The 26448-nt window shown below is 72.4% G+C and carries 25 protein-coding genes and 1 pseudogene; 16 read left to right on the top strand and 10 right to left on the bottom strand.

Annotation, left to right across the window (positions count from 1 at the left end):
* The first annotated feature begins 94 nt into the window (after nucleotides 1–94).
* The gene (locus AB0J69_RS22655; protein WP_364120332.1) at nucleotides 95–1117 is read left to right on the top strand and encodes a GNAT family N-acetyltransferase; all 1023 of its coding nucleotides are present in this window, start codon (nucleotides 95–97) and stop codon (nucleotides 1115–1117) included.
* Between the two features lie 187 nt (nucleotides 1118–1304).
* On the opposite strand, the pseudogene AB0J69_RS22650 reads toward AB0J69_RS22655, so the two are convergent.
* Nucleotides 1305–1721, bottom strand: a pseudogene (locus AB0J69_RS22650) (Clp protease N-terminal domain-containing protein); the annotation flags it as partial.
* A 73-nt stretch (nucleotides 1722–1794) separates the two neighbouring features.
* On the opposite strand from AB0J69_RS22650, the gene AB0J69_RS22645 reads away from it, so the two are divergent.
* The 3 genes from AB0J69_RS22645 to AB0J69_RS22635 are packed head-to-tail and all read left to right on the top strand — an operon-like array spanning nucleotide 1795 to nucleotide 4049.
* Entirely contained in the window at nucleotides 1795–2559 is a 765-nt protein-coding gene (locus AB0J69_RS22645; RefSeq protein WP_364120329.1) for a hypothetical protein, read from the top strand.
* Nucleotides 2560–2595: 36 nt separating this feature from the next.
* Nucleotides 2596–3465, top strand: a complete 870-nt coding sequence (locus AB0J69_RS22640) for an oxidoreductase (RefSeq protein ID WP_364120326.1) — start codon at nucleotides 2596–2598, stop codon at nucleotides 3463–3465.
* Nucleotides 3466–3476: 11 nt separating this feature from the next.
* Nucleotides 3477–4049 carry a TetR/AcrR family transcriptional regulator gene (locus tag AB0J69_RS22635; protein WP_364120324.1) on the top strand — a complete coding sequence of 191 codons (573 nt, stop codon included), beginning with the start codon at nucleotides 3477–3479 and terminating at the stop codon, nucleotides 4047–4049.
* On the opposite strand, the gene AB0J69_RS22630 is transcribed toward AB0J69_RS22635, so the two are convergent.
* A complete protein-coding gene (locus AB0J69_RS22630; RefSeq protein WP_364120321.1) occupies nucleotides 4030–4788 on the bottom strand; it encodes a class I SAM-dependent methyltransferase in 759 nt (252 codons plus the stop codon). The two genes, AB0J69_RS22635 and AB0J69_RS22630, sit on opposite strands and share 20 nt — an antisense overlap.
* Before the next feature lie 99 nt (nucleotides 4789–4887).
* On the opposite strand from AB0J69_RS22630, the gene add reads away from it, so the two are divergent.
* The gene (add, locus tag AB0J69_RS22625; protein WP_364120318.1) at nucleotides 4888–5907 is read left to right on the top strand and encodes an adenosine deaminase; all 1020 of its coding nucleotides are present in this window, start codon (nucleotides 4888–4890) and stop codon (nucleotides 5905–5907) included.
* Nucleotides 5908–5950: 43 nt separating this feature from the next.
* On the opposite strand, the gene pgl is transcribed toward add, so the two are convergent.
* The 6 genes from pgl to tkt all read right to left on the bottom strand — a co-directional run bounded on the left by pgl (nucleotide 5951) and on the right by tkt (nucleotide 14120).
* Nucleotides 5951–6724, bottom strand: coding sequence for a 6-phosphogluconolactonase (pgl, locus tag AB0J69_RS22620; protein ID WP_364120315.1), 774 nt, complete (start codon nucleotides 6722–6724; stop codon nucleotides 5951–5953).
* 2 nt (nucleotides 6725–6726) lie between these two features.
* Nucleotides 6727–7641 (bottom strand): glucose-6-phosphate dehydrogenase assembly protein OpcA, encoded by a 915-nt coding sequence (locus AB0J69_RS22615; protein WP_364120312.1) that lies wholly within the window; start codon nucleotides 7639–7641, stop codon nucleotides 6727–6729.
* A 70-nt stretch (nucleotides 7642–7711) separates the two neighbouring features.
* Complete coding sequence (gene zwf / locus AB0J69_RS22610) at nucleotides 7712–9313, bottom strand: glucose-6-phosphate dehydrogenase (RefSeq protein WP_364120309.1); 1602 nt, start codon at nucleotides 9311–9313, stop codon at nucleotides 7712–7714.
* Between the two features lies 1 nt (nucleotide 9314).
* Nucleotides 9315–10928 (bottom strand): glucose-6-phosphate isomerase, encoded by a 1614-nt coding sequence (locus tag AB0J69_RS22605; RefSeq protein WP_364120440.1) that lies wholly within the window; start codon nucleotides 10926–10928, stop codon nucleotides 9315–9317.
* Complete coding sequence (gene tal / locus AB0J69_RS22600; RefSeq protein WP_364120306.1) at nucleotides 10928–12019, bottom strand: transaldolase; 1092 nt, start codon at nucleotides 12017–12019, stop codon at nucleotides 10928–10930. The genes AB0J69_RS22605 and tal overlap by 1 nt, the downstream gene beginning before the upstream one ends.
* 7 nt (nucleotides 12020–12026) lie before the next feature.
* Entirely contained in the window at nucleotides 12027–14120 is a 2094-nt protein-coding gene (gene tkt, locus AB0J69_RS22595) for a transketolase (RefSeq protein ID WP_364120304.1), read from the bottom strand.
* A gap of 320 nt (nucleotides 14121–14440) precedes the next feature.
* Between tkt and AB0J69_RS22590 the strand changes: the two genes are divergently transcribed.
* The 3 genes from AB0J69_RS22590 (at nucleotide 14441) to AB0J69_RS22580 (ending at nucleotide 17019) form a co-directional block, all read left to right on the top strand.
* Nucleotides 14441–15385, top strand: coding sequence for a heme o synthase (locus AB0J69_RS22590; RefSeq protein WP_364120301.1), 945 nt, complete (start codon nucleotides 14441–14443; stop codon nucleotides 15383–15385).
* 265 nt (nucleotides 15386–15650) lie between these two features.
* Nucleotides 15651–15842, top strand: coding sequence for a hypothetical protein (locus tag AB0J69_RS22585; RefSeq protein ID WP_364120298.1), 192 nt, complete (start codon nucleotides 15651–15653; stop codon nucleotides 15840–15842).
* On the top strand, nucleotides 15829–17019 hold the full coding sequence (locus AB0J69_RS22580; RefSeq protein ID WP_364120295.1) for a PrsW family intramembrane metalloprotease: 1191 nt from the start codon (nucleotides 15829–15831) through the stop codon (nucleotides 17017–17019). Before AB0J69_RS22585 ends, AB0J69_RS22580 begins: the two co-directional genes overlap by 14 nt.
* Here AB0J69_RS22580 and AB0J69_RS22575 read toward each other — a convergent pair.
* Together AB0J69_RS22575 and AB0J69_RS22570 are read right to left on the bottom strand one after the other, a co-directional pair.
* Nucleotides 16995–17702: an ElyC/SanA/YdcF family protein gene (locus AB0J69_RS22575; RefSeq protein WP_364120293.1), complete on the bottom strand. Its 708-nt coding sequence runs from the start codon at nucleotides 17700–17702 to the stop codon at nucleotides 16995–16997. The genes AB0J69_RS22580 and AB0J69_RS22575 overlap by 25 nt on opposite strands.
* A 62-nt stretch (nucleotides 17703–17764) precedes the next feature.
* The gene (locus AB0J69_RS22570; RefSeq protein ID WP_364120290.1) at nucleotides 17765–18751 is read right to left on the bottom strand and encodes a COX15/CtaA family protein; all 987 of its coding nucleotides are present in this window, start codon (nucleotides 18749–18751) and stop codon (nucleotides 17765–17767) included.
* 97 nt (nucleotides 18752–18848) lie between these two features.
* On the opposite strand from AB0J69_RS22570, the gene AB0J69_RS22565 reads away from it, so the two are divergent.
* The 8 genes from AB0J69_RS22565 to AB0J69_RS22530 are packed head-to-tail and all read left to right on the top strand — an operon-like array spanning nucleotide 18849 to nucleotide 26292.
* Complete coding sequence (locus AB0J69_RS22565; protein WP_364120287.1) at nucleotides 18849–19991, top strand: FAD-binding oxidoreductase; 1143 nt, start codon at nucleotides 18849–18851, stop codon at nucleotides 19989–19991.
* Entirely contained in the window at nucleotides 19988–20230 is a 243-nt protein-coding gene (locus AB0J69_RS22560) for a (2Fe-2S)-binding protein (protein ID WP_364120284.1), read from the top strand. Before AB0J69_RS22565 ends, AB0J69_RS22560 begins: the two co-directional genes overlap by 4 nt.
* Nucleotides 20227–21687 carry an FAD-dependent oxidoreductase gene (locus tag AB0J69_RS22555; protein WP_364120281.1) on the top strand — a complete coding sequence of 487 codons (1461 nt, stop codon included), beginning with the start codon at nucleotides 20227–20229 and terminating at the stop codon, nucleotides 21685–21687. The genes AB0J69_RS22560 and AB0J69_RS22555 overlap by 4 nt, the downstream gene beginning before the upstream one ends.
* Nucleotides 21688–21710: 23 nt before the next feature.
* A complete protein-coding gene (locus AB0J69_RS22550) occupies nucleotides 21711–22604 on the top strand; it encodes a dihydrodipicolinate synthase family protein (RefSeq protein WP_364120278.1) in 894 nt (297 codons plus the stop codon).
* Nucleotides 22601–23602, top strand: coding sequence for a proline racemase family protein (locus tag AB0J69_RS22545; RefSeq protein ID WP_364120276.1), 1002 nt, complete (start codon nucleotides 22601–22603; stop codon nucleotides 23600–23602). The genes AB0J69_RS22550 and AB0J69_RS22545 overlap by 4 nt, the downstream gene beginning before the upstream one ends.
* A complete protein-coding gene (locus AB0J69_RS22540) occupies nucleotides 23599–24594 on the top strand; it encodes a proline racemase family protein (protein WP_364120269.1) in 996 nt (331 codons plus the stop codon). The genes AB0J69_RS22545 and AB0J69_RS22540 overlap by 4 nt, the downstream gene beginning before the upstream one ends.
* A complete protein-coding gene (locus AB0J69_RS22535; protein WP_364120266.1) occupies nucleotides 24591–25610 on the top strand; it encodes an ornithine cyclodeaminase family protein in 1020 nt (339 codons plus the stop codon). The genes AB0J69_RS22540 and AB0J69_RS22535 overlap by 4 nt, the downstream gene beginning before the upstream one ends.
* A gap of 13 nt (nucleotides 25611–25623) precedes the next feature.
* Nucleotides 25624–26292, top strand: a complete 669-nt coding sequence (locus tag AB0J69_RS22530; RefSeq protein WP_364120263.1) for a GntR family transcriptional regulator — start codon at nucleotides 25624–25626, stop codon at nucleotides 26290–26292.
* Nucleotides 26293–26448 lie beyond the last annotated feature (156 nt).

Below are 26448 nucleotides of genomic sequence, written 5' to 3'. Positions count from 1 at the left end.
CTATATCGGGATAAGTCGGCGCATCTCGCGACGAAATACGCAATGAAACACATCGTTAGCGACCGTGTAACAGCCGCCCGGCATGCTCGTGTGCATGGGATTCTTGCGCATCCGCACCACGGTGGACGAGCGACCCGGCCGGCTGGCCTCGCTGGCCGCGGCCCTGGCGGCCAGGGGTGGCAACATCCTCGGCCTGAGCGTACAGTCCGACGCCGACGGCACCGTCGACGAGTTCGTCGCCGACATCCCGGCCAGTCCCGAGACTGTGCGCGAGGCTCTGGAGGCGGCCGGTGGCCGCCGGGTCCAGGTGGTGCCCGCCACCGCCCACGAGCTGACCGACGAGCCCACCAGGGCGCTGCTGCTGGCCTCCAGGCTGCGCTCGATGCCGTGGCGGCTGCCCGAGCTGCTGGCCGAGCTGCTGCGCGCGGACGACGCCCGGTGGATCTATGGTGAAGCGGTGAGTGATCTTCCCGACCCGACCCAGCTCGTCGTGCCGGTCGCGCCCAGGCGCGCGGTCCGGCTGCGCCGCGCCGAGCTGCCGTTCACGCTGACCGAGGCGGCCAGGGCGGCCTCCTTCGCCAGGCTCGCCCAGCCCGCCACCGAGCAGGCCGGCGGCGAGCGCGGGGTCAAGCTCGCCGACGGGGTCGAGGTCACCGTGCGCCCGCTCACCTCCATCTACCGCGAGGCCGTGCGCGACCTGCACGACCGGTGCTCGCCGGAGTCGCGCAGGTTCCGCTACTTCACCTCGATGCCCGCGCTGCCGCCCCGCATGTTCGACCGGCTCTGCGACCGCAGCAGGGGATATTCGCTGGTCGCCGGGCACGACGGGCAGGTCGTGGCGATGGCCAACCTCATGTTCACCCCGGATCCCGGCATCGCGGAGATGGCATTCCTGGTCGAGGACCGCTGGCAGGGGCGCGGTCTGGGCACGGCGATGGCGCGGATGCTGGTGCGGGCGGCCCGCGATCTCGGCTACGCCGAGGTCAGGGCCACCATGCTGTCCGACAACGCGAAGATGCGCAGGCTGCTGATCTCCCTGGGCGCCACGCTCGGCTACACCGAGGATCCCGGCGTCGTGGAGGCGCGGCTGCCGGTCGGCACGATGGCCCCGGCCTAGGGTCCCAGGCTCAGCCCAGGCCCGCCTCGTCGTCCGTCTTGCCGGCATCCGGATCCCGCCGGATGCCCAGGTGGCGTTCGATGCGCTCCAGGCTCTCCTGGATCTGCGTGAGCCGCTCGCCCAGCATGGAGCCGCCGGCGAAGAACATCTCGGCGGGGCGTTCCTTGGGGCCGCGGCCCACGCGGTCCAGCACGCGCTGGCGTACGTCCGCCAGCTCCGCCCCGGCGTCCGCGAGCCCCTGGGCGGCCAGCCCCTCGCCCTCCCTGATCAGCCCGAGCAGGATGTGCTCGGTGCCGATGTAGTTGTGGCGCAGCTGCAGCGCCTCGCGCAGCGACAGCTCCAGGACCTTCTTGGCCCGCGGCGTGAACGGGATGTGCTCCCCGGGCGCCTTGCCGCCGCGGCCGACCTCGCGCTCGACGAACGCGCGCACGTGGCCGAGCTCCACGCCGCAACTGTCGAGCACCAGCGAGGCCAGTCCCTCGCCCTCGTGGATGAGGCCGAGCAATATGTGTTCCGTGCCGATGTAGTTGTGGTTCATCATCCGCGCCTCCTCCTGGGCGAGGACGACGACCCTGCGCGCACGGTCGGTGAAGCGTTCGAACACCGGGGGCCTCCGTTCGGCTGGGGCTGCCTCCACTATGCGCTACAAAGCCGGCGATGTGGGGTATTTGTCCTGTGTGGATCTTGACGAGGTGGCGGACCGGCTGTACGCGTTGCCGCCGTCCGAGTTCACCGCCGCGCGTACGGCGGAGGCCCGCGCGGCCAAGGACGCGGGCGAGGCGGGGCTCTCGCGTGACATCGCGAAACTTCGCAGGCCGACGGTGTCCGCCTGGGCGGTGAACCGGCTCTCGCGCGAGCATCCCGACGAGCTGGCCGAGCTGCTGGAGGTGGGGGAGCGGTTGCGCGCGGCCTGGGCGGAGCAGGACGCCGACGAGCTGGCCGCGCTGACCCAGCGCCGGGCCGAGGTGACCGGGAAGGTCGGCAGGCTCGCCAGGCAGGCGGCCGGCCTGTCGCCCGCGGCGGGGACCGAGGTGGACCAGACCCTGGACGCCGCCCTCGTGGACGCCGACGCGGCCGCGGAGGTGCGCCGCGGGCACCTGGCCAAGCCCCTGCACTACAGCGGGTTCGCGCCCGCCCCCATCCCGCGCGAGCGGCCGGCCGCGCGGAAGCGGAAGACGCCGGAGGACGAGGCCGCCGAGGCCAGGAAGCGCGCGGAGGCCGAGGCGAGGAAGGCCGAGGAACGCGCGGAGGCCGAGGCGGCGCACCGGGAGTGGCGCCAGGCGCTGGACGCGGCCGAGAAGGAGCACGACGAGCGCGCGGAGAAGGTGGCGCGGCTGGAGGGGAAGCTGGCCAAGGCGCGCAAGAGGCTCGAGGACAGCCGGCAGCGGCTGGAGGTGACGCGGCGCGAGGAACGGCACGCGCGGCAGCGTTTGGAGCGGTAAGGTGTACGAAACGGTTTCGTACACCTAGGAGTTGCGATGACGACCTGGACCCCCGCCTCCATGCCCGACCAGACCGGCAAGACCGCCATCGTGACCGGCGCCAACAGCGGCATCGGCCTGCCCACCGCGCTGGAGCTGGCCCGGCACGGCGCGCACGTCGTCGTGGCGGCGCGCGACCCGGAGAAGGGCGGCGAGGCGGTCGCGCGCATCCTGCGGGAGGTGCCGGGCGCCCAGGTGGAGTACGGGCGGCTCGACCTGGCCGACCTGGACTCGGTCAGGCGGTTCGCCGAGGGCGTGGACAAGGTGGACCTGCTGGTCAACAACGCCGGCATCAGCATGGTCCCGAGACGGGAGACCAAGGACGGCTTCGAGCTGCAGTTCGGCACCAACCACCTGGGGCACTTCGCGCTCACGGGCCTGCTGCTGCCGCTGCTGGCCGCCAGGCCCGGCGCCCGGGTCGTCACCGTGTCCAGCGACGCGCACTCGGTCGGCCGGATCGACTTCGACAACCTGGACCTGGAGCGCGGCTACGGCCGCATGTCCGCCTACGGGCGCTCCAAGCTCGCCAACCTGCTGTTCACGCTGGAGCTGCAGCGGCGGGCCACGAAGGCGGGGATCGACCTGAAGAGCATGGCGACCCACCCCGGCATGACGGCCACGCGGATCGTCAAGCTGGGGCCGTTCCAGCCGCTCCTGGGCGTGTTCCTGCAGTCGGCCGAGGCCGGCGCCGTGCCCTCGCTCTACGCCGCCACCTCGCCCGACGTGCGGGGCGGCGAGTATTTCGGGCCGAAGGCCAAGGTGCTGGAGCCGTCGCAGGCGGCCCGGTCCGAATCGACCGCCGCGCGGCTGTGGGACGTGTCCAGCGAGCTGACGGGCGTACGATTCGAGAAGTTCGCCAATCTCTGAAGGACGTGCACGTGGCTCCACTCGACCCTGAGCGTGACAGGGCCATTCTCGACGCCACGATGCAGCTGCTGTCCGAGGTCGGCTACGACCGCATGACGGTCGACCAGATCGCCAAGCGGGCCAGGGCCAGCAAGGCCACCATCTACCGGCGCTGGGCGGGCAAGCCCGAGCTGGTGGTCGACGTCATCTGCCGGCGCTTCGACACGGACGCGCCGCCCGGCGAGGACACCGGCTCGCTGCGCGGCGACCTGGCCTCGATCTTCCGTGGCCTGTGCGAGGCGGTGGAGCGCAAGCACACGCTCGTCATCGGGCTGTCCTCGACGCTGGTGTCCAACCAGGAGCTGGCCCGCACGCTGCGCGCCCACATGCCGACGAAGAACCTCGGCGACGTGCGGGCGCTGCTGGAGCGCGCCGTCAAGCGCGGCGAGCTGGCCGGGCCGGTCGATCCCGGGCGGCTGTTCGGGCTGGCCGAGGCGCTGGTGTGGCACCGCATGATCTTCGCGGGGCCGCCGTTCGAGGCGGCGTTCGTCGAGGAGTCGGTGGACGGCGTGCTCATGCCGGTGATCAGGGCTTGGGCGGGCTAGTCGCCCGGGCCAGGTAGGCGCAGACGGGAAAACCCTCTCCCGCGTACGGCTCCGCGAGCCGGAGATAGTGGCCCCTGATGCGCTCGACCGTCTCCGGCGGCTGGCCGGCGATCATCGCGAACCGGGGCCCGCCCGCCTGCACGATGTCCGTCCACCAGGTCGCGAGATCCACCCGGTGGCGCCACCTGACGGTCTCCACGGCCGCCCCGGCGAAGCCGGCCCCCGCCAGCAGGGCGGTGAAGCGCCCCGGGGTGTCGTGGGCGGTGAAGGGGCGCGCCGGCGGGTCGTAGGGGACGCGGGCGGCGGCGATGGCCTCGGTGAAGACGTTCGTGGCGGTCATCTCGTCGGACTTCCACCAGGTCAGGGCGATCACCCCGCCCGGGCGCAGCACGCGGTGCAGCTCCCTGAGCGCCGCGGCGGCGTCGGGCACATGATTGATGACGAAATTTCCGGCTATCACGTCGAACTGCCCGTCCTCGAACGGGAGGTCGGGCAGCGCGGCCAGCCGGACGCTCGCATACGGGTGGCGCCGGGAGGCCAGCTCCAGCATGCCGGGATCGGCGTCCACGGCGGTGACCTCGGCGCCCACCGCGAGCGCCGCCGCCGTCACCACGCCGGTGCCGCAGCCCACGTCGAGCAGGCGGGGGGCGCGGACCTGGCAGGCCGAGGCGAGGAGGGGACCGACGGTGTGGGAGCTGAGGTGGGCGAAGCCGCGATCGTACGCTTCGGCGTTGGTCACGCGGCCCAGCCTAGCCCAGCAGCCGAACCTCACATTCTGATGTGAGATTTCCCCCTAAAGGCTGTTTTTTCGGGAAATGTCGCCCCTAAGGTCATCCGCATGACCATCGACGCCTTCATCGACGCCCTCCCCAAGGTCGAGCTCCACGTGCACCTGGTGGGCTCGGCCTCGGTATCCACCGTGCTGGAACTGTCGCGCCGCCACCCCGGCACCGAGGTGCCCACCACGGAGGAGGAGTTGCGCCGCTTCTACACCTTCACCGACTTCCCGCACTTCGCCCGGGTGTACCGGGCCGTCAACGCGCTGGTCCGCGAGCCGGAGGATGTGGCGACCCTCGTGCTCGGGCTGGCCCGCGACCTCGCCCCGCAGGAGGCCCGCTACGTGGAGCTGCAGGTCACGCCGTACGCCCACCACATCGTCGGCATGCCCATGCGCGAGGTCACCGAGGCCCTGGACCTGGCCGCCGGCCGCTCGCTGGCCGACCACGGCGTCGAGATGGCCTACATCTTCGACATCCCCGGCGAGTACGGCGAGGAGGCCGCGAAGATCACCCTGGAGCACGCCCTCCAGGAACCTCCCGCCGCGCTGGTAGGTTTCGGCATCGGCGGGATCGAGCAGGAGCGGCCGAAATATCGTGACGCCTACCGTTCGGCGTTCTCGGCCGCCCGGGCGGCGGGCCTGCACAGCGTCCCGCACGGCGGGGAGATGTCCGGCCCGGAGACGATCTGGGAGGTCATCGAGGGCTACGGCGCCGAGCGCATCGGCCACGGCATCAACTGCCTGTCCGACCCTCGCCTGGTGGCCCACCTGCGCGAGACCCAGCTCCCGCTGGACGTGTGCCCGACCTCCAACCTGTGCACCGGCCAGATCGCCCGCATCGAGGACCACCCGTTGCCCCGGATGCTGGAGGAGGGCCTGTACGTCACGCTGAACAGCGACGACCCGCCGATGTTCGCCACGACGCTGGCGGAGGAGTACCGGGTGGCGGCCGGGGTGTTCGGCTTCGGGAAGGAGGAGCTGGCGCTGCTCGCGCGCAACGGGGTGCGGGCGTCCTACCTGGCCGAGGAGCGCAAGCGGGCGCTGGAGGCGGAGATCGACGCGCTGGTCGCCGCCTCGTAGCCTCCGGGGCCGCGCAGGCACCCGGAGGCCACGGTGGGAGATCTCAGGGGGACGCGATCCGGCCCAGCCCCGGCGGGATCTTGCTCGCCGCCGCCCGGTCCAGCAGGAACAACGTCCGCCCCCGGCCCCGCGCCCCCGCCGCCGGCACCTGTACGGGACCCGAGTCCGACAGGGCCAGCCGGACCGCGCCCGACTTCTCCTCACCGGCCGCCACCACCCACACCTCGCGCGAGGCGTGGATGGCCGGCAGCGTCAGCGAGATGCGCGTGGGCGGCGGCTTGGGCGAGCCGTGCACCGCCACCACCGGGCGCGTGTCGTAGAGCGCGGGCATCCCCGGGAACAGCGAGGCCACGTGGGAGTCGGGGCCCATGCCGAGCAGCATCACGTCGAAGTTCGGCACCGGCCCGTGGTCCTCCGGCCGGGCGGCCTTGCGCAGCTCGGTGGCGTAGGCGTCGGCCGACTCCTCGGCCGACATGCCCGAGTCGGGGCCGCGCATGACGTGCACCCGCTCCGGGTCCACGTCCACGTGGTCCAGCAGGGCCTCACGGGCGCCGGTCTCGTTGCGTTCCTTGTCGCCGGCGGGGACGAAGCGCTCGTCGCCCCACCAGACGTCCAGGCGCCGCCAGTCCACGGCGTCCCGGGCGGGCGTGGCGGCGATGGCCGCCAGGGTGGCGATGCCCACCGTGCCGCCCGTCAGCACGATCGAGGCCGAACCCTTGGCCGACTGCACGTCGACCAGCCGGGTGATGATCCGCGCCGCCACGGCCTTGGCCAGGACGTCGGCGTTGCGGTGCACGACGATGCTGGGAACGCTCACTGTCATCCCTTGTACGTCCTGGCGAACCGCTTGACCGCGGCCTCGTAGATCTCGTCGGTGTCGAGCCTGCGCAGCTCCTCGGCCAGCAGCTCCGAGGTCTGCCGCCGGGCCAGGGCCACGTTCCTGTCGGGCTGGCCGGGGCGGGAGAGCGTGGCCAGGCGGGCGTCGGACCTGGTCACCGTCAGATCGCCCTCGCCCAGCTGCAGGCGGACGGAGGTCAGGCCGGGGCCCTGCGAGTCGGCGACCCTGATCGGCGCCCCGAGCCGCTCCGACAGCCAGGCGGCCAGCAGCGGCGCGCTCGGGTGACCCGCCGCGGCCTCCACGACGCCCTTGCGCACCTTGCCCACCGGCTGGTCGAACGCGGCCGCCAGCAGGCTGCGCCACGGCGTCAGCCGGGCCCAGGCCAGGTCGGTGTCGCCGCGGGCGTACCCCTTGGCCCGGATCACCAGCGTCTTGACGCCGCCGTCGTCGAAGCCCTTGGCGTCGGTGATGCGGCGCTGCGCCAGCGCCCCGATCGCGTCCTTGGACGGCACGTCGGGAGCCGCGCCCGGCCACCACGCCACGACCGGCGTGTCGGGCAGGAGCAGCGGGCTGACCACGGAGTCGGCGTGCTCGGTGAGCTCGCCGTACAGGCGCAGCACGACCACCTCACCGGGCGTGTTCTCGCCGATCCGCAGCTCGGCGTCGAGCCTGATGGGCTCGTCCTCCTCGCGCTTGATCACCACGATGATGCGCGACGGGTGCTCGCGGGCCGCCTCGGTGGCGGCGCGCAGCGCGTCGTACTGGTGGCGCTCCTCGCTGATCACGACGAGCGTGAGCACCATGCCGATGGCCGGCGCCCCCATCTGGTGGCGCAGGTGCGTGAACTGGGCGGCGATCTTCCCGGCCGTGGTGTCAGTGAGCATAAAGGTCGTCACGAGCCCTCCTTCGTCGGTCTCGTGCCAACTGTCGTGCCGCGTCTAATTGTTCGCTCGCTGCGCTCACTCACTAGAGCCTCCTCCACACGCGGCCGTCGCGGGCCATCATCGCGTCGGCGGACTCCGGCCCCCACGAACCGGACTCGTAGCCCTCCGGCTGCCCCTGGGTGGCCCAGAACTCCTCGATCGGGTCGAGGATCTTCCACGACAGCTCGACCTCCCGCTGGTGCGGGAAGAGCGGCGGGTCGCCGATCATCACGTCGAGCAGCAGCCGCTCGTACGCCTCCGGCGACGACTCCAGGAACGACTCGCCGTAGGCGAAGTCCATGGAGACGTCGCGGACCTCCATCTGCGTCCCGGGCACCTTCGAGCCGAAGCGCACCGTGATGCCCTCATCCGGCTGGACCCGGACCACCAGGGCGTTCTGGCCGAGGATCTCCGTGTCGTCCTTGCTGAAGGGCAGGTGCGGCGCCCGCTGGAACACCACGGCCACCTCGGTGACGCGGCGGCCCAGGCGCTTGCCGGCGCGCAGGTAGAACGGCACCCCGGCCCACCGCCGGTTGGCGATCTCCAGCTTGACGGCGGCGTACGTCTCGGTGGTGGACTCGGCGGAGATGCCGTCCTCCTGCAGGTAGCCGACGACCTTCTCGCCGCCCTGCCAGCCCGCCGAGTATTGCCCGCGCGCCGTGTTGAGCCCCAGGTTGGCCGGCAGCTGCACGGCCTTGAGCACCTTCTCCTTCTCCCGCCGCAGCGCGGAGGCGTCGAAGGACGTCGGGTCCTCCATCGCGACCAGCGCGAGCAGCTGGAGCAGGTGGTTCTGGATCACGTCGCGGGCCGCGCCGATGCCGTCGTAGTAGCCCGCGCGCCCCCCGATGCCGATGTCCTCGGCCATGGTGATCTGCACGTGGTCGACGAAGCTGCGGTTCCAGATCGGCTCGTAGAGGTTGTTGGCGAACCTCAGGGCCATGATGTTCTGGACGGTCTCCTTGCCCAGGTAGTGGTCGATCCGGAAGATCGAGCTCTCGGGGAAGGCCGAGGTGGTGATCTCGTTCAGCTCGTGCGCCGACTTCAGGTCGTGCCCGAACGGCTTCTCGATGACCACCCGCCGCCACGACCCCTCGGGCGCGTCGGCCAGCCCGGTCCGCTTGAGCTGCTCCACCACCACGGGGAAGAACTTCGGCGGCACCGACAGGTAGAAAGCGTAGTTTCCGCCGGTGCCCCGGGTCTCGTCGATCTCAGCCAAGGCCATGGCCAGCGCGTCGAACGCCCCGTCGTCCGAGAACTCGCCGGGCACGAAGTGGATGCCCTCGCGGATCTGCTTCCAGACCTCCTCGCGGAAGGGCGTCCGGGCATGAGCCTTGACGGCGTCGTGCGTCAGCTGGGCGAAATCCTGGTCCTTCCAATCCCGCCGGGCGAACCCGACCAGCGAGAACCCGGGTGGCAACAGCCCCCGGTTCCCCAGGTCGTAAATCGCCGGCAGCAGCTTGCGCTTGGCCAGGTCACCCGTCACGCCGAACAACACCATCACGCATGGTCCCGCCACCCGGGGCAACCGCTTGTCGCGCGGGTCGCGCAGCGGGTTGGCGGCCGCCACTTCCAAGGTGGTGGAGGTGCCCGCGACGGCCGCCGCCACGGTGGCGGCCTCCTCCGCGGGTGCTGCCGGGTCAGTCATCTCAAGCCTCCTGTGCGGCTGCGAGCAAACGCGCGACTCCCGCCGCGCGGTCGGTCAGATGCAGGCGTACGGCCGGACGCCCGCGGGTTTCCAGCGCCCCCAGATCACCGAGCGCCTGGGCGAGCTGGAGCCGGCCCAGCGAGTAGGGGGCGCCGGGGACGGCGACGTCCTCGGAAACCTCCCCGGTGATCAGCAGGAACACCCCGTTCTGCGGCCCGCCCTTGTGGTATTGCCCGGTCGAGTGCAGATAGCGGGGCCCCCACCCGAACGTCACCGGCCGGTTCGTGCGCAGCGCGAGCAGGGCCCGCAACGTGGCCGGATCGGCCATCATCCAGGCGTCCGTCATCTGCTCGAAGTCGGCCCCGTCGGGCACCGGCGCGTCGAAGGCCGCCAGCCGGTCGAGGTAGGCCAGGACCGCCAGGTAACCGTCGCCCGGGATCGCGTGCAGCAGCTCGGCGAACAGCCCGGGCAGGTCCTTGGCCGTCGCCGACCCGAACGCCTCGACCGGGCCGTCCACGAACGACGGCGCGCCGACCGGCAGGTCGGGCAGGGCCAGCAGGGTCGCGGTGTTCTCCTTCGACTCGGCCACATTCGGCTGGTCGAAGGGGTCGATCTCCAGCAGCAACCCGGCGACGGCGGTGGCGTATTCCCAGACCAGGAACTGCGCGCCCAGCGGCCCGTCCACGCGTACGTCCCCGACGTCCGAATCGATCGCGACGATCAGCTCGTCGCCGGTCTCGTTGGGATCGGCGCCCACGACCGGCAGGATCCCCCTGCCCTGCTTGCCGGTGGACTCGGCGACGAGCTGCTCGATCCAGTCGGGCAGCCCGGTGATGGGCGAGAGCTGGTCCTCCAGCACCAGCTTGTCGCGTCCGGCCAGCGCCGCGCCGCCGAGCGCGGCCCCCAGGTCGAGGCCCGGGTTGCCGGTGTCGCGCGACAGCAGCGGCAGCACCTCGTCCGCCTCGTCGAGCAGCCGCTCCACGTCGGCGCCCGCCAGCGCGGCGGGCACCAGCCCGAACGCCGACAGCGCCGCGTAGCGGCCGCCCACGTCGGGCACGGCGAGCACCAGCTCGTAGCCGCCGTCCACGGCCCGCCGCTCCAGCGGCGAGCCCGGGTCGGTGACGACCACGATGCGGCTCGCGGGCGCCAGGCCCGCGTCGGCGAAGAGCCGCTCGTAGACGCGCAGGTGGCAGTCGGTCTCCACGGTCGAGCCGCTCTTGCTGGCCACGACCACGACCGTGGATTCGAGCTGGTCCGTCAGGGCGCGGCGGGCCTGCCCCGGGTCGGTGGTGTCGAGCACCGTGAGCGGCACGTCGGCGGTGTTGCAGATGACTTCCGCCGCCAGCGACGAGCCGCCCATCCCGGCCAGGACCACGTTCGTCAGGCCCGCGGCGCGGGCCCGGCCCGCGAGCTCGCCCAGTACGGGCAGGAGCTCGCGGGAGGAGCGGGGCAGGGTCAGCCAGCCGAGCCTGACCGCCGCCTCCGCCTCGGCGTCCTCACCCCACAGCGTGGGGTCGCCGGCGGCGAGCCGCGCGGGCACGCCGTCGGCGACGAGGCGCCCCGCGACGGAGGAGGCGGCCGAGGCCACCCCCTCCTCGCGGTAGGAGACCTCCATCACGGAACCAGGTTCTTGGTGACGCTCTCGAGCAGCTCGTTCCAGGACGCCTCGAACTTCTCCACGCCCTCGTCCTCCAGCACCTTGACCACGTCGTCGTAGTCCACGCCGGCTTCCTTGAGCGCGGCCATGGTGTTCCAGGCCTGCTCGTAGAAGGGGCGCACGGTGTCGCCGGTGATGTTGGCGTGGTCGGCCGTGGAGTCGAGCGTCTTCTCCGGCATCGTGTTGACGGTGCCGGGGGCGACGAGCTGGTCGACGTAGAGGGTGTCGGAGTATTCGGGGTTCTTGACACCGGTCGAGGCCCACAGCGGCCGCTGCGGGCGGGCGCCCGCCGAGCGCAGGCGCTGCCAGCGCTCCGAGTTCATCACGTCCTCGAACGCCGCGTACGCCAGGCGCGCGTTGGCCACGCCCGCCTTGCCCTTCAGCTCCGGCTTGCCCAGCTTGTCGAGGCGCTTGTCGATCTCGGTGTCGACGCGGCTGACGAAGAACGAGGCCACCGACTCGATCGTGGCCAGGTTGAGGCCCTTGGCCTGCGCCGCCTCCAGCCCGGCCAGCCAGGCGTCCATGACGGCGCGGTAGCGCTCGAGGGAGAAGATCAGCGTGACGTTGACGCTGATGCCCTCCGACAGCGCCTGCGTGATCGCGGGCAGGCCCTCCAGGGTCGCCGGGATCTTGATGAACAGGTTGGGCCGGTCCACCATCCACCACAGCGACCGGGCCTCGGCGACCGTCTTCTCGCTCTCGCGGGCCAGCCGCGGGTCGACCTCCAGCGAGACGCGGCCGTCCACTCCGCCGGAGGCGTCGTAGACCGGGCGCAGAACGTCGGCGGCCCAGCGGATGTCGTAGGTGGTGATCGCGCGTACGGCCTCGCCCACGTCGACGCCGCGCACGGCCAGGTCGTGGAGCTGGGCGTCGTAGGCGTCGCCCTTGCTGAGCGCGTTGGCGAAGATCGTCGGGTTGGAAGTCACTCCGACGACGTTCTTCTCGCGGATCAGCTGTTCCAGGTTGCCGCTGCGCAGGCGCTCGCGGCTGATGTCGTCAAGCCAGATGGCCACGCCCTGGCCGGACAGCTTGTTGAGGATCTCGCTCATCTTTTCTTCAGTTTCCCGTCGTCTCGCCCTTGTCCTGACCCAGCTTGGCCAGGCTCGCCTTCGCCGCGGCCGCCACCCGCTCCGCCGTCAGACCGAACTGCTCGTACAGAGTCTTGTACGGCGCGGAGGCACCGAAGTGTTCGAGGCTGACCACTTCGCCGCACTCGCCGACGTATTCGTGCCAGCCGAGCGCGATGCCCGCCTCGACCGCGACGCGAGCCCGGATCGACGAGGGCAGAACCGTCTGCCTATATGCGGATTCCTGCCCCTTGAACCACTCAACACACGGCATCGAGACCACTCGCGTGGGGATGCCCTGCGCCTCGAGCAGTTCGCGGCCGTCCACCGCGATCTGCACCTCGCTGCCCGTGGCGATGAGGATGACCTTCGGCTGGCCGTCGGACGCGTCGCGCAGCACGTAGCCGCCGCGGGCCACGCCGTCGGCGCTGGTGCCCTCGTAGACCGGCAGGTTCTGCCTGGTCAGCGCCAGGGCGGCAGGCCGGTCGGTGTGCTCCAGCACGGCCTTCCAGGCGTACGCCGTCTCGTTGGCGTCGGCCGGGCGCACCACGTCGAGGCCGGGGATCGCGCGCAGCGCCCACAGGTGCTCGATCGGCTGGTGGGTGGGGCCGTCCTCGCCCAGGCCGATGGAGTCGTGCGTCCACACGTAGGTGACCGGCAGCTTCATCAGCGCGGCCAGGCGGACCGAGGGGCGCATGTAGTCGGAGAAGACCAGGAACGTGCCGCCGTACGGGCGGGTGCCGCCGTGCAGGGCGATGCCGTTGAGGATGGCGCCCATGGCGTGCTCGCGGATGCCGAAGTGCAGCGTGCGGCCGTAGCGGTTACCGGGGAACTCCTTGGTCTGGTATTCCTCCGGGATGAAGGACGGCTCGCCCTTCATCGTGGTGAGGTTGGAGTCGGCCAGGTCGGCCGAGCCGCCCCACAGCTCGGGCAGCACCGGCGCCAGCGCGCCCAGCACCTCGCCGGACGCCTTGCGGGTGGCGACCGAGGCGCCCACCTCGAACGAGGGCAGCGCGGTGGCCCAGCCGGCCGGCAGCTCGCGGTGCGAGATGCGGTCGAGCTCGGCGGCCCGCTCGGGGTTGGCCAGGCGCCATTCGGCGTAGGCCTTCTCCCACTCGGCGTGGTCGGCGCGGCCGCGCTGGGCGATGCCGCGCACGTGCGCCAGCACCTCGGCCGGCACGTGGAAGGTCTTGGCCGGGTCCATGCCCAGCACTTCCTTGGTGGCGGCGACCTCCGCCTCGCCCAGGGCCGAGCCGTGGATCTTGCCGGTGTTCTTCTTGTTGGGGGCCGGCCAGCCGATGATGGTGCGCAGCCGGATGAACGACGGCCGGTCGGTCTCGGCCTTGGCCGCCTGCAGGGCGTCGTAGAGGGCCTGGACGTCCTCGACGTAGTCGCCGGAGGCGGTCCAGTCGACGCTCTGGGTGTGCCAGCCGTAGGCGTCGTAGCGGGCGACCACGTCTTCCGACAGGGCGATCTGCGTGTCGTCCTCGATGGAGATGTGGTTGTCGTCGTAGATGACGATGAGGTTGCCCAGCTTCTGGTGGCCGGCGATCGAGCTGGCCTCGTGGCTGATGCCCTCCTCGATGTCGCCGTCGCTGACGAAGCACCAGATGTGGTGGTCGAACGGCGAGGAGCCGGCCTCGGAGTCGGGGTCGAACAGGCCGCGCTCGCGGCGGGCCGCCATCGCCATGCCGACCGCGTTGCCCAGGCCCTGGCCGAGGGGGCCGGTCGTGGTCTCCACACCCGCCGTGTGACCGTGCTCGGGGTGACCGGGGGTCAGGCTGTCCCACTGGCGCAACCGCCTGAGGTCGTCCAGCGTGAGGCCGTAGCCCGACAGGTAGAGCTGGATGTAGAGCGTCAAGCTCGAGTGGCCGCACGACAGCACGAACCGGTCACGTCCGAGCCACCCGGGATCGGTGGGGTCGTGACGCATCACGCGCTGGAAAAGCAGGTATGCGGCGGGGGCCAGGCTCATGGCGGTGCCGGGGTGACCCGAGCCCGCCTTCTCCACTGCGTCCATGGCCAGGGCTCGAACGACGTCGACCGCCTGCTTGTCCAGGTCGGTCCATTCAAGGGCTGGCACGAGTTCGGTGCTCAAGTGCTCGATCTCCGGAATCTAGTTGTCATTGGTATGCCGGTCGGCTGTCCCGCCCGAGACGGGCCGCCTTCCGGCGGCCTGCCGCAGGTTGCGCGCCCGCGCCTACACGGGACCCTAACCGAGTGGAGCTGGCGATCGATTCCCATTCCACCCTCGCGTGTCCATGTACGGCGCAAGCCCCCCATTGGCCGGACCGGCCGACCCTGCGACTACAGTTTGTTTGTTCGCAGGGGCGTCACGGCGCCCGCCCATGGATCCGCTCTTTACAGAGGTTACGCGTTGACTCCGCACAGGCTGGAAGCGCCTTGACGGTGCTGACCAACAGGCAGGCGACGGCCCCCTCACCGCAGGTGAAGGCGCCGCGCTCGATAGGCATGACCATCAGGGCCTACATCGCGCTCACCAAGCCGCGGATCATCGAGCTGCTGCTGATCACGACGCTGCCGGTGATGTTCCTCGCAGCGGGCGGCCTCCCGCCGCTGTGGACGTCGATCTCGGTCATGGTGTTCGGCACCCTGTCGGCGGGCAGCGCCAACGCGCTCAACTGCTACGTGGACCGCGACATCGACCAGAAGATGCGCCGCACCCGCCGCCGGCCGCTGGCCAGGCACCAGGTCTCGCCGCGCGGGGCGCTGGTGTTCGGCATCGTGCTGGGCGTCCTGTCCACCGCGGGGCTGTGGCTGACCACCAACTGGCTGGCCGCGCTGCTGTCACTCGCGGCGATCCTGTTCTACGTGCTGGTCTACTCGATGATCCTCAAGCGGCGCACGGCCCAGAACATCGTCTGGGGCGGCATCGCGGGGTGCATGCCGGTGATGATCGGCTGGGCCGGCATCACCGAGCGGCTCGACTGGGCGCCGCTGGTGCTGTTCGGGGTGGTGTTCTTCTGGACGCCGCCGCACACCTGGACGCTGGCCATGCGTTACAAGGAGGACTACGCGGCGGCCAAGGTGCCGATGCTGCCCGTGGTGGCCACCGAGCGCCGGGTCGTGCTGGAGTCGATCGCCTACACCTGGGCCACCGTGCTGTGCTCGCTGGCGCTGTGGCCGGTGGCCGGCACCACGCTGTTCTACCCGGTCGTGGCCGCCGTGCTCGGCGTCATGTGCCTGTGGGAGGTGCACCGCCTGCTGGCCCGGCTCAACGCCGGCAAGAGCGGCGTCGACCTGCGGCCCATGCGCTTCTTCCACTGGTCCAACGCCTACCTGGCGCTGCTGTTCCTCGCCGTGGCCATCGACCCGCTGCTCGCCTGATCCGTTCCGGCCCGGCCGTTGCGCCGGGCTTTTTTCCGTCCGTATCATGCACATATGAATAGCTCTTCAGGTGTTGTGGCGGGGCTGGACGGGTGCGTGGTGCAGGAGCCGGACGCCGCCCGGGTCGCGGCCACCCGCGACCGGCTCGTCACGCCTGAGGAGGCCACGCGGCTGGCCGAGCTGTTCCGGCTGCTCGGCGACCGAGGAGGTGCACGACCTTCATGTCTGGACGGTGACGAGTGGGTACCCCACACTGTCGGCCCACGTGATCGTGGCGAGGGGCTCCGACTGTCACCGGGTGCGCACGCGGCTCGCCGACCTGCTGCACGAGCGGTTCGAGATCGGCCACACCACGCTCCAGGTCGACCACGGCATTCCCGGCCTCGACCGGCACTGCGCGGACCCGCACGGACCCCGGCACTCTGATCCGTTAAAGTCACCCTATGGCGACCCGTGATCCACGCTGGGTGTTGAAGGACCGCCCGTCGTTCGCGTTGATCATCGGGCTGGTCCTCACCGGCATCTGCGCTCTGGTCTCGTTCTCCTTCGACGTGTTCAACGGCGCGCCGGTGCAGTTCTTCATCGCCCTGGCGCTGGCGCTGGCGCCCGTGCCGCTGCTGCTGGCGGCGGTGCTGGCGCTCGACCGGATGGAGCCCGAGCCGCGCAGCAACCTCGTCTTCGCCTTCGCGTGGGGCGCGGGCGTCGCCGTGCTGGTCGCCGGTGTGATCAACTCGCTCAACCTGCACTACATCATCGACACCGCCAAGCTGTCGGAGGCCAGCGCCCGCAACATCGCGGCCACGTTCGGCGCCCCCGTGGTGGAGGAGACGATGAAGGGCCTGGTGCTGCTGGGGCTGCTCAGGTTCCGCAGGGCCGAGCTGGACGGGCCGACCGACGGCATCATCTACGCCAGCATGGTCGGGCTCGGCTTCGCCATGAGCGAGAACGTCAGCTACTACATCTCCGCGCTGTCCGGGCAGGGGTTCAAGGGGCTGGCGGTCACGGTGGTCCTGCGCGGGATCCTGTCGCCGCTGGCGCATCCGCTGTTCAGCTCGATGATCGGGGTCGGCGTGGCGTACGCGGCCCAGCGGGGCGGCCCCGAGCGGGTGACCTACGTGCTGGCGGGCTGGTCGGGGGCGATGATCCTGCACGGGCTGTGGAACGGGCTGGCCTCCTACGGCGGGTTCCCCGGGCTCGTGGTGGCCTACCTGGCGCTGCTGGTCGTGCTGGTGGTGCTCATCGGCGTGGTGTTCAGGGACCGGCGGCGGATCGTGGCGCTCATCCAGCGCTATCTGCCGCCGTACGAGCCGACCAAGCTGGTCAACGAGGCCGACATCTACATGCTGTCGGCCTTCTCCCGGCGCCGCCAGGCCCGGCAGTGGGCCAAGGCCCACGGCGGCAAGCGGGGGCTGCGCGCGATGCGCGACTACCAGCTCGCCGCCACCGAGCTGGGGCTGCTGCACGAGCGGGCGGGCCGCCACATGGTCGACGAGCACACCTTCCACGAGGAGCAGCGGGCGCTGCTGGAGTGCATGAGCACCGCGCGCGCGGACTTCCCGGTGCCGTCGGTGCACGCCAGGTCGGTCGCCAGGGGCTCACCGCCGCCGGGTTACGCGCCGGGCGCGCCCGGCTGACCGAGGATGCGGGTGAGCGAGACCTCGCGCGGCCCGGGGGAGATCGGGTCGGAGTGCAGGACGAGGGCGTCGGCGAAGGCCTTGGCGGTGGCGAGCAGCTCGCGGGCGGCGTAGACGTACGTGGTGGAGGCCCATCGCCGGGCCGAGTCGTCGCCCGCCCCGAAGGTCTCCAGCCCCGCCGTCCGGCACAGCGTGACCGCCCTGGGGATGTGGAACTCCTGGGTCACCACCGTCACCCGCTCGGCCCCGAACACCTTGCGCGCCCGCACGCACGAGTCCCACGTGTCGAACCCGGCGTAGTCCAGCACCATCACCGTGTCGGGCACACCTCTGGCGCGCAGGTAGTCGCGCATGGCCGTGGGCTCGTCGTACTCCTTGCGGCTGTTGTCGCCCGACAGCAGCAGCGCCCGCACCTTGCCCGCGTGATAGAGCTCGGCGGCGATGTCGAGCCGGCGGGCCAGCATCGGGGTGGGCTGCCCGGCGTAGAGCCCCGCCCCCAGCACGAGCGCGGCCTGCGTCTCGGGCACCTGCCCGAGCCACTCCCGGCCCTCGGCCATCACCCGGTGGCCCGAGCTGCCGAGCCAGGCCCACGTCATGGGCGCCAGGGCGAGCACGCTGAGCAGCACGAGCCCCTGGTACGCCCGGCGCAGCCCCTTTCGAGTGGGGCGGACTTTTCCCAGCAAATCGCACCCCTTGTGGGCCGGGGGAGTGGCGAACTTAACACCACATAGCCTGGCATATCCGCTCAGGCGATGGCGGCGGCCTCGGTGGGGGAGTGGTGCGCGGGGGCGGCCTCCGGGTCACGCGCCCGCAGCGAGGTGACGACCCTCAGCGCGGCGATCCAGACCAGGGTCGAGCCGAGGACGTGCAGCAGCACCAGGGCGGCCGGCACGGCCAGGAAGTATTGCGTGTAGCCGATCACGCCCTGGAGCAGCTCCACCCCGAGCAGCGCCAGCGCCGCCCGCCGGGCGGGCCGGGGCGCGTTGGTCACGTGCAGGGCGAACAGCAGCGCGAACGTCAGCCCCACCACGAGGTAGGCCACGTCGGCGTGCAGCCGGGCCACGGCCTCGATGTCGAGGTCGAAGCGGGAGGCCCGCTCGTCGCCCGAGTGCGGGCCCGTGCCGCTGACCACCACGCCGGCCACCACCAGCGCGAACACGGACGCCAGCAGCACGTTGCCCAGCCGGCGGATGTCGCGGTGCACGATCCGGCGCACCGGGCCGTCGCCCTCGCCGGCGCGGGCGTACAGCAGCCAGCAGGCGGCGATCAGGCCGACGGAGAAGACGAAGTGCATGCCGACGGTGAACGGGTTGAGCATGGTGTTGACCACCAGCCCGCCCCACAGGGCCTGCACCACGATGCCCGCCGGCTGCAGCCACGACAGCAGCACGAGCGAGCGGCGGCGCTGCGCCATCCGCAGCACGGCCACGACACAGGCGGCCCCCACGGCCAGCACCAGGAACGTCAGCAGCCGGTTGCCGAACTCGACGGCCATGTTGAGCGGCGAGACCTCGGGATGCGCCACCGGGACGAAACTGTCGGGCGTGCACCTGGGCCAGGTCGGGCAGCCGAGCCCGGAGCCGGTGACGCGCACGCCCGCCCCGGTCACCGCGATGCCGGCGTTGACCACCACGGAGGCCAGCGCCCAGGCCCGCAGGGACCGCGTCGTCGGTGCCCAGAAGGACAGCAGAAAGCGCACGAAGACGTTGGGGTTGTCCGCGGGTAGCTTCACGTCATCGATGGTAGGGGCCCGGCCGGTCGGTCCCGCCATCGGGAACGGGCTTCTCAAGACAGCAGGGTATGTGACATATTACTGAGAGGAGGTGGTGATGTCCGACGTGATCGTCGTCGGCGCGGGCGTGGTGGGGGCGGCCTGCGCCTACTACGCCGCGCGCGCGGGGCTCGACGTGACCGTGGTCGACCGGGGGCCCGTGGCGGGCGGCACGACGGGCTCGGGCGAGGGCAACGTGCTGGTGTCCGACAAGGAGCCGGGGCCCGAGCTGGAGCTGGCCGTGCTGTCGAACCGGCTGTGGCGCTCGCTGGCCGGGCTCGGCGGGTTCGAGTTCGAGCCCAAGGGCGGGCTGGTTGTCGCCGAGACCGATGATGTCCTGGGGCAGCTCGCCGAGCTGGCCGCCAAGCAGCAGGTGGAGCACGCCCCGGTGACCGGGACGCAGCTGCGCGACTACGAGCCGCACCTGGCCGAGGGGCTGGCGGGCGGCGTCTACTACCCGCAGGATGCGCAGGTCCAGCCCATGCTGGCCGCCGCGACCCTGCTCCGGCACGGCGCCGAGAGCTTCGGGCACGGCACGCTGCGGTTGCGCCTCGGGGTCCGCGTGACCGGGTTCCTCCGGTCCGGGGACCGGGTGACGGGCGTACGCACCTCGCACGGCGACCTGCTCGGCGGCGCCGTCGTCAACGCGGCCGGGACCTGGGGCGGCGAGGTGGCCGCCCTGGCGGGCGCGAACCTGCCGATCCTGCCCAGGCGCGGGTTCATCCTCGTCACCGAGCCCCTGCGCGAGCCGCTGATCAGGCACAAGGTCTACACCGCCGCCTACGTGACGAACGTGGCCAGCGACTCCGCCGACCTGGAGACGTCGGCCGTCGTGGAGGGCACGCCCGCCGGGACCGTGCTCATCGGGGCCAGCAGGGAGCGGGTCGGGTTCGACCGGACGACGTCGGTGCCGGTGCTGTCGCGGCTGGCCGCGCAGGCGGTGGCGCTGTTCCCCGCGCTGCGCGACGTGCGGGCGATCAGGTCCTACTGCGGGTTCCGGCCGTACTGCCCCGACCACCTGCCCGTCATCGGCGCCGATCCGCGCGTGCCGGGGTTGTACCACGCGTGCGGGCACGAGGGGGCCGGCATCGGCCTGGCCCCCGCGACCGGCCACCTGCTCGCCCAGCTCCTCGCCGGCCGGCGGCCCGACCTCGACCTGCACCCCTTCCGTCCCGACCGCTTCGCCGAGGAGGCCGCGTGACCTTCGACATCACCGTGGACGGCCGGCCGGTGCCGGTCGTGCCGGGGCAGACGATCGGCGCGGCGCTGCACGCGGCCGGCGTGCGCTCGTGGCGCACCACCCGGTTCGGCGGGCGGCCGCGCGGCCTGTTCTGCGGGATCGGGGTCTGCTTCGACTGCCTGATCTCGGTCAACGGGCGCGCGCCCGAACGGGCCTGCCTGCTGGAGGCCGCGCCGGGGGACGAGGTGACGACGGCGTGACGTACGACCTCGTGGTGGTCGGCGGCGGGCCCGCCGGGATGGCGGGCGCGCTCACGGCCGCGCTGGCCGGGCTGCGGGTGGCGCTCGTGGACTCCGGTACGCGGCTCGGCGGCCAGTACTTCCGGCACGCCGCCGTACCCAAGGCCGCCCCCGGGCTCGACCGGTTCCTGCGTCAGGCGCGGGCGCTCGGCGCCCGGGCCGACGTGCTGCTCGGGCACCAGGTGTGGAGCGTGTCCCGCGAACCGGACGCCGGCCTCGTCGTGCACTGCCTGACCAGGGACACCTCGGGCGAGCGGCCGGTGGTGCTGCGGGCCCGGCGGCTGCTGATCGCCACCGGCGCGCACGACCGGCCGCTGCCCTTCCCCGGCTGGGACCTGCCCGGCGTGCTGACCGCCGGCGGCGCGCAGGCGCTGCTCAAGGGCGGCGGCGTCGTGGCGGGCGGGCGGATCGTCGTCTCCGGCACCGGCCCGTTCCTGCTGCCCGTCGCCACGGGGCTGGCCGGCGCCGGCGCGCGGGTGCTCGGTGTGTACGAGGCCAACGGCGGGCTCGGCCTGGCCCGGCATCCGCTGCTGGCCCTGGGCAAGGCCGGGGAGGCGGCGGGGTACGCGGCCGCCCTGGCCCGGCACCGGGTGCCGTACCGCACGCGCCAGGCCGTGGTCGCCGCCCACGGGGACCGCGAGGTGGAGGCCGTCACCGTGGCCCGCCTCGACGAGGAGTGGAACGTTCTGGCCACCCGGGTCGTGGAGTGCGACGCCGTGGCCGTGGGGTACGGGTTCGTGCCGCAGATCGAGCTGGGGACGCAGCTCGGGTGCGAGACCCGGCACGACGTGGACGGCAGCCCGGTGCTGGCGGTCGACGCGACCCTGCGCACGACCGTGCCCGGCGTGTGGGCGGCCGGCGAGCCCGCCGGGGTGGGCGGCTGGCGGCTGGCCGAGCTGGAGGGTCGCATCGCCGGCCGCGCCATCGCCGCCGACACAGCCTCCACGCCCGGACGCGACGCCGCTTCCCCGCCCGGTCGCGACGTGGCCACCAGGCCCGGTCACGACGCCGCCGCCCCGGCCCCTGGTGACGTGGTCCCGCCGGTGCTCGCGCGGCGGCGGCAGCGGTGGCGGGCGTTCGGCGAGGCGCTGCAGCGGGCCTACCCCGTGCGGCCCGGCTGGCAGGGCTGGTTGCGCGACGACACGATCGTGTGCCGGTGCGAGGAGGTGCCGCTGTCCCGCGTACGCGAGGCGCAGGCCATGGGCGCCACCGACGCGCGCTCCATCAAACTCCTGGCCCGCCCCGGCATGGGCTGGTGCCAGGGCCGCATCTGCGGCTACGCCGTCTCCTGCCTGGCCGGGGAGCCGCCGCAGCCGCCCCGCCGCCCCATCGCCCAGCCCGTCACCCTGGGCGCGCTCGGCTCCCTCGACCTCGACACCCCCGGCGCGCCGGGACCCGACGACCACCCCGCTCACTGACCCCCGACATGGAGGACTCCCAGATGGAACATCGCAGCAAGCCCTGGCACGGCGTCATGGTGGCCACCGCGCTGCCCCTGCGCGAGGATCTGTCGGTCGACTACGACGGCTACGCCGAGCACTGCCGCTGGCTCGTCGAGAACGGCTGCGACGGCGTCGTGCCCAACGGCTCGCTCGGCGAGTACCAGACGCTCACCCCGCAGGAGCGGGCCAAGGTGATCGAGACCGCCGTCGAGGCCGTCGGCGGCGACAACGTGATGGCCGGGGCGGGCGCGTACGGCGCCGCCGAGTCGCGCCGCTGGGCCGAGCAGGCGGGCGAGGCCGGCTGCGGCTCGGTGCTCCTGCTGCCGCCCAACTCCTACCGGGCTGACGAGCGCTCCGTCGTCGAGCACTACCGCGAGGTGGCCAGGGCCGGTGTGCCGGTCGTGGCCTACAACAACCCCTACGACACCAAGGTCGACCTGACTCCCGCGCTGCTGGCCAGGCTGCACGAGGAGGGGCTGATCGTGGCGATCAAGGAGTTCAGCGGTGACGTACGGCGGGCGTACGAGATCGCCGAGCTGGCCCCCGAGCTGGACCTGCTGATCGGCTCCGACGACGTGCTGCTCGAACTGGCCGTGGCCGGGGCGGTCGGCTGGATCGCCGGCTACCCCAACGCGCTGCCCGCGGCCAGCTCCGCCCTCTACCGTGCCGCCGTCGCCGGCGACCTGGAGACCGCGCTGCCCCTCTACCGGACCCTGCACCCGCTGCTGCGCTGGGACTCCAAGACCGAGTTCGTCCAGGCCATCAAGCTGTCCATGGACCTCGCCGGCCGCCACGGGGGCCCGTGCAGGCAGCCCAGGCAGCCACTGACGGACGAGCAAGCGGCTATTGTGCGGGCGGCGACCGAGAAGGCACTGGCAGAAGGGCTGCGATGAGGACCAAACGGGTTTTCCACGCCGTCGACTCCCACACCGAGGGCATGCCCACCCGCGTGATCACCGGCGGCATCGGCGTGATCCCGGGCGCGAGCATGGCCGAGCGGCGCGTCCACTTCCGTGACCACCTCGACCACATCCGTACCCTGCTCATGACCGAGCCGCGCGGCCACTCGGCCATGAGCGGCGCCATCCTCCAGCCGCCCACCAGGCCGGACGCCGACTGGGGCGTGCTGTTCATCGAGGTGTCGGGGCTGCTGCCGATGTGCGGCCACGGCACCATCGGCGTGGCCACCGTGCTGGTCGAGACCGGCATGGTGGAGGTCGTGGAGCCGGTCACGACCGTACGCCTGGAGGTGCCCGCCGGGCTCGTCGAGGTGGACGTGGCCGTCGAGGACGGCATGGCCATGTCGGTGACGCTGCGCAACGTGCCCTCCTACTGCGACCGGCTGGACGCCTCGGTGACCGTGCCCGGGTTCGGGGAGATCCCGTACGACCTGGCGTACGGCGGCAACTTCTACGCCATCGTCGACCTCGACCGCTACGGCCTGCCCTTCGACCGCAAGGCCAAGAACGAGATCATCGCGGCCGGCCTGGCCACCATGGAGGCGATCAACGCCTCCGACGAGCCCGTCCACCGCGAGGACGACCGCATCCGCGGCTGCCACCACGTCTACTTCGCCGCCCCCGGCTCCGACGCCCATCACTCGCGGCACGCCATGGCCATCCACCCGGGCTGGTTCGACCGCTCGCCCTGCGGCACCGGCACCAGCGCCCGCATGGCCCAGCTGCACGCCCGGGGCGAGCTGCCCCTCGGCCGGGACTTCGTGAACGAGTCGTTCATCGGCACCCGGTTCATCGGCCGGCTGCTGGAGGAGACCGCCGTGGGCGGGCAGAGCGCGGTCGTCCCGTCGATCACCGGCCGGGCCTGGATCACCGGCACCGCACAATACTTCCTCGACCCGCGCGACCCGTTCCCCGCGGGGTTCGAGCTGTGACGATCACCACGGTCGACTACCACACGGCCGGGGAGCCGTTCCGGATCGTGACCGGCGGCGTGCCCGAGATCCCCGGCGCCGACGTGCTCTCGCGCCGCACGACCGCCATGGCCGAGCTCGACGACGTGCGGCGGCTGCTGTGCCACGAGCCGCGCGGGCACGCCGACATGTACGGCTGCTTCCTCGTCCCGCCGAACGACCCCGGGGCGCACCTGGGGGCGCTGTTCTGGCACAAGGACGGCTTCTCCACCGCCTGCGGGCACGGCACGATCGCGCTGGGCGCGTACGCGGTGCACGAGGGGCTGGTCGAGGCGGTGCAGGACGGCGTGACGGACGTGGTCGTGGACGTGCCCTCCGGGCGCGTCACGGCCCGCGTGCGGACCGCCGGCGGCCGGGTCGAATCCGTGACCTTCGTCAACGTGCCCTCGTTCGTCATCGCCCGCGACGTGCCCGTCGCGGGCGTGAGCGCGGACGTCTCCTACGGCGGCGCCATCTACGCCTCGGTGCCGGCCTCGGCCCTCGGGCTGTCGGTCGAGCCCCGGCACCTGCACGCCCTCGTCGGCCACGCCGCCCGCATCAAGGCCGGGCTGGCCGGCCACCCGGCCGCGCGGCACCCGTCCGACGAGCGGCTGTCCGGCGTCTACGGGGTGATCTTCCACGACGAGCTGCCCGACCTGGACGGCGTCAGGCAGCAGCGCAACGTCACCGTGTTCGCCGACGGGGAGGTGGACCGCTCGCCGTGCGGATCCGGCACCGCCGCCCGGATGGCGCTGCTGGACGACGAGGGGCTGGACGAGGGGCTGGACGGCCGGGGCAGGCGCGGCGGCCTCGTCCACCGGAGCATCGTGGGCAGCGTCTTCACCGCCCGGGTGGTCGAGCGGACCGGCGAGGGCGTGGTCGTGGCGATCGACGGCATGGCCCACCGGACCGGGCGGCACGTCTTCGAGCTCGACCCCGACGACCCCTTCCCGACCGGGTTCACGCTGCGATGAGCGGGCTGCCCTACCTCGACGCCGCCACGCTGGAGCGGCTGGTGCCCATCGGCCGGGCCGTGGCGGTCCTGGAGGACGCGTTGCGGGCCGGCCTCGACCCGGAGGCCACGCCGCCGCGGCCCATCGTGGACGTGCCCGCCGGGCAGCTGCTGCTCATGCCCGCGTCCATGCGGCGGTACGTCGGCGTCAAGGCCGTGAGCATCGCGCCCGGCAACGCGGAGCTGGGGCTGCCCCGGATCCAGGGGACGTACCTGCTGTTCGACGGCGACACCCTGGCCCCGCTGGCGGCCATGGACGGGATCGCGCTCACCTCGCTGCGCACGCCCGCCGTCTCCGCCCTCGCCGTGCGGCACCTGGCCGAGCCGGGGGCGCGGCGGCTGGTGGTGTTCGGCAGCGGGCCGCAGGCGTACGGGCACGTGCTGGCGCTGCGCGAGGTGCGGCCGGTCGAGGACGTGACGGTCGTGGCCCGCGACCCCGGCCGCGCCGAGGCCCTCGCCGCCCGCTGCCGCGAACTGGGCCTGACCGCCCGCGCCCGGACGGATCCGCCGGCGGCGGGCCCAGAGGCGGACCCAGGGGCGGGCCCAGAGGCGGGCCCAGAGGCGGGCCCAGCGGTCGGCCCGGTGGCCGGTCCGGTGGCCGAAGCGGTGGCCGCGGCTGATCTCATCGCCTGCTGCACCACGGCCAGAGACCCCCTGTTCCCCGGTAAGCTCGCCCGCGACGGCGTCACCGTCGTCGCGGTCGGGTCGCACGAGCCGGACGCCCGCGAGCTCGACGGCGACCTCGTCGCCCGCGCCACCGTGGTCGTCGAGGCCAGGGCGTCCGCCCTCGCGGAGGCCGGCGACGTCATCGTCCCGATTCGCCGGGGTACGATCACCTCCCGTCATCTCGCCGGAAACCTCGCCGAGCTGATCGCCGGAAGGGTGGTCGCCGGTCCGGGGCCGCGCGTGTTCAAGAGCACGGGCATGGCGTGGGAGGACCTCGTGGTCGCGGCTGCCGCTTACGAGGCGTGGACATAGAAGGGATGGGCGGATGGCTGCCGAGGACCGGCTCGACCTGCCGATGGTGGGGGAGCGGCAGAGCCTGCGCGAGCAGGTCGCGCACGCGCTGCGTGCCGCGCTGATCACGGGGGAGATGCGGCCGGGGGTGGTCTACTCCGCCCCGGTGCTGGCCGCCCAGTTCGGCGTCTCGGCCACGCCCGTACGCGAGGCCATGCTCGACCTGGCCAAGGAGGGCCTGGTCGAGGCGGTGCGCAACAAGGGCTTCCGGGTGACCGAGCTGTCCGACCGCGATCTCGACGAGCTCACCGAGATCCGCCAGCTCATCGAGGTGCCCACGGTGGCCCGGCTGGCCGACAGCTCGCGGGCGGAGGAGTTCGAGCGGCTCAGGCCCATCGCCGAGGAGATCGTCTCGGCCAGCGAGCGCGGCGACCTGCTCGCGTACGTGGACGCCGACCTGCGCTTCCACGTCGAGCTGCTGTCCCTGTGCGGCAACGCCCACCTGGTCTCGGTGGTGCGTGACCTGCGCAACAGGGCCCGGCTCTACGGCCTGTCCCAGCTCTCCGAGCGCGGCACGCTCGGCGGTTCGGCCCGGGAGCACCTGGCGCTGCTCGACGCGCTCAAGAGCGGCGACAGCACGGCCGTGGGGCAGCTCATGGGGGAGCACATCGGCCACGTACGCGGCATTTGGGCCGAGCACTGAGCCGAGCACCGGTTCTGAGCGCCAAGTTCTGACATTCGGGGATCAGACACTCCCCGATGGCGGTAATCTCGACTGTGAGCCGACCGAGCGACGCCTCGCGCGAGCGCCGGCGGCCCCGAGATCCTGGTCCTCAGCGGACCGGCCACCCCCGCCCTC

Source organism: Nonomuraea sp. NPDC049709 (assembly GCF_040674815.1).
Classification (GTDB): Bacteria; Actinomycetota; Actinomycetes; order Streptosporangiales; family Streptosporangiaceae; genus Nonomuraea.
This window is presented reverse-complemented; position numbering and strand designations above follow the sequence as displayed.

What these genes read in the sequence shown, in the direction of transcription:
- AB0J69_RS22535 (WP_364120266.1), top strand. Translation starts at nt 24,591, where the DNA reads ATGAGCGGGCTGCCCTACCTCGACGCCGCCACGCTGGAGCGGCTGGTG.
- AB0J69_RS22655 (WP_364120332.1), top strand. Translation starts at nt 95, where the DNA reads ATGGGATTCTTGCGCATCCGCACCACGGTGGACGAGCGACCCGGCCGG.
- AB0J69_RS22580 (WP_364120295.1), top strand. Translation starts at nt 15,829, where the DNA reads ATGGCGACCCGTGATCCACGCTGGGTGTTGAAGGACCGCCCGTCGTTC.
- AB0J69_RS22530 (WP_364120263.1), top strand. Translation starts at nt 25,624, where the DNA reads ATGGCTGCCGAGGACCGGCTCGACCTGCCGATGGTGGGGGAGCGGCAG.
- AB0J69_RS22640 (WP_364120326.1), top strand. Translation starts at nt 2,596, where the DNA reads ATGACGACCTGGACCCCCGCCTCCATGCCCGACCAGACCGGCAAGACC.
- AB0J69_RS22605 (WP_364120440.1), bottom strand. Translation starts at nt 10,928, where the DNA reads ATGGAGGTCTCCTACCGCGAGGAGGGGGTGGCCTCGGCCGCCTCCTCC.
- zwf (WP_364120309.1), bottom strand. Translation starts at nt 9,313, where the DNA reads ATGACTGACCCGGCAGCACCCGCGGAGGAGGCCGCCACCGTGGCGGCG.
- AB0J69_RS22550 (WP_364120278.1), top strand. Translation starts at nt 21,711, where the DNA reads ATGGAACATCGCAGCAAGCCCTGGCACGGCGTCATGGTGGCCACCGCG.
- AB0J69_RS22545 (WP_364120276.1), top strand. Translation starts at nt 22,601, where the DNA reads ATGAGGACCAAACGGGTTTTCCACGCCGTCGACTCCCACACCGAGGGC.
- add (WP_364120318.1), top strand. Translation starts at nt 4,888, where the DNA reads ATGACCATCGACGCCTTCATCGACGCCCTCCCCAAGGTCGAGCTCCAC.
- tal (WP_364120306.1), bottom strand. Translation starts at nt 12,019, where the DNA reads ATGAGCGAGATCCTCAACAAGCTGTCCGGCCAGGGCGTGGCCATCTGG.
- AB0J69_RS22565 (WP_364120287.1), top strand. Translation starts at nt 18,849, where the DNA reads ATGTCCGACGTGATCGTCGTCGGCGCGGGCGTGGTGGGGGCGGCCTGC.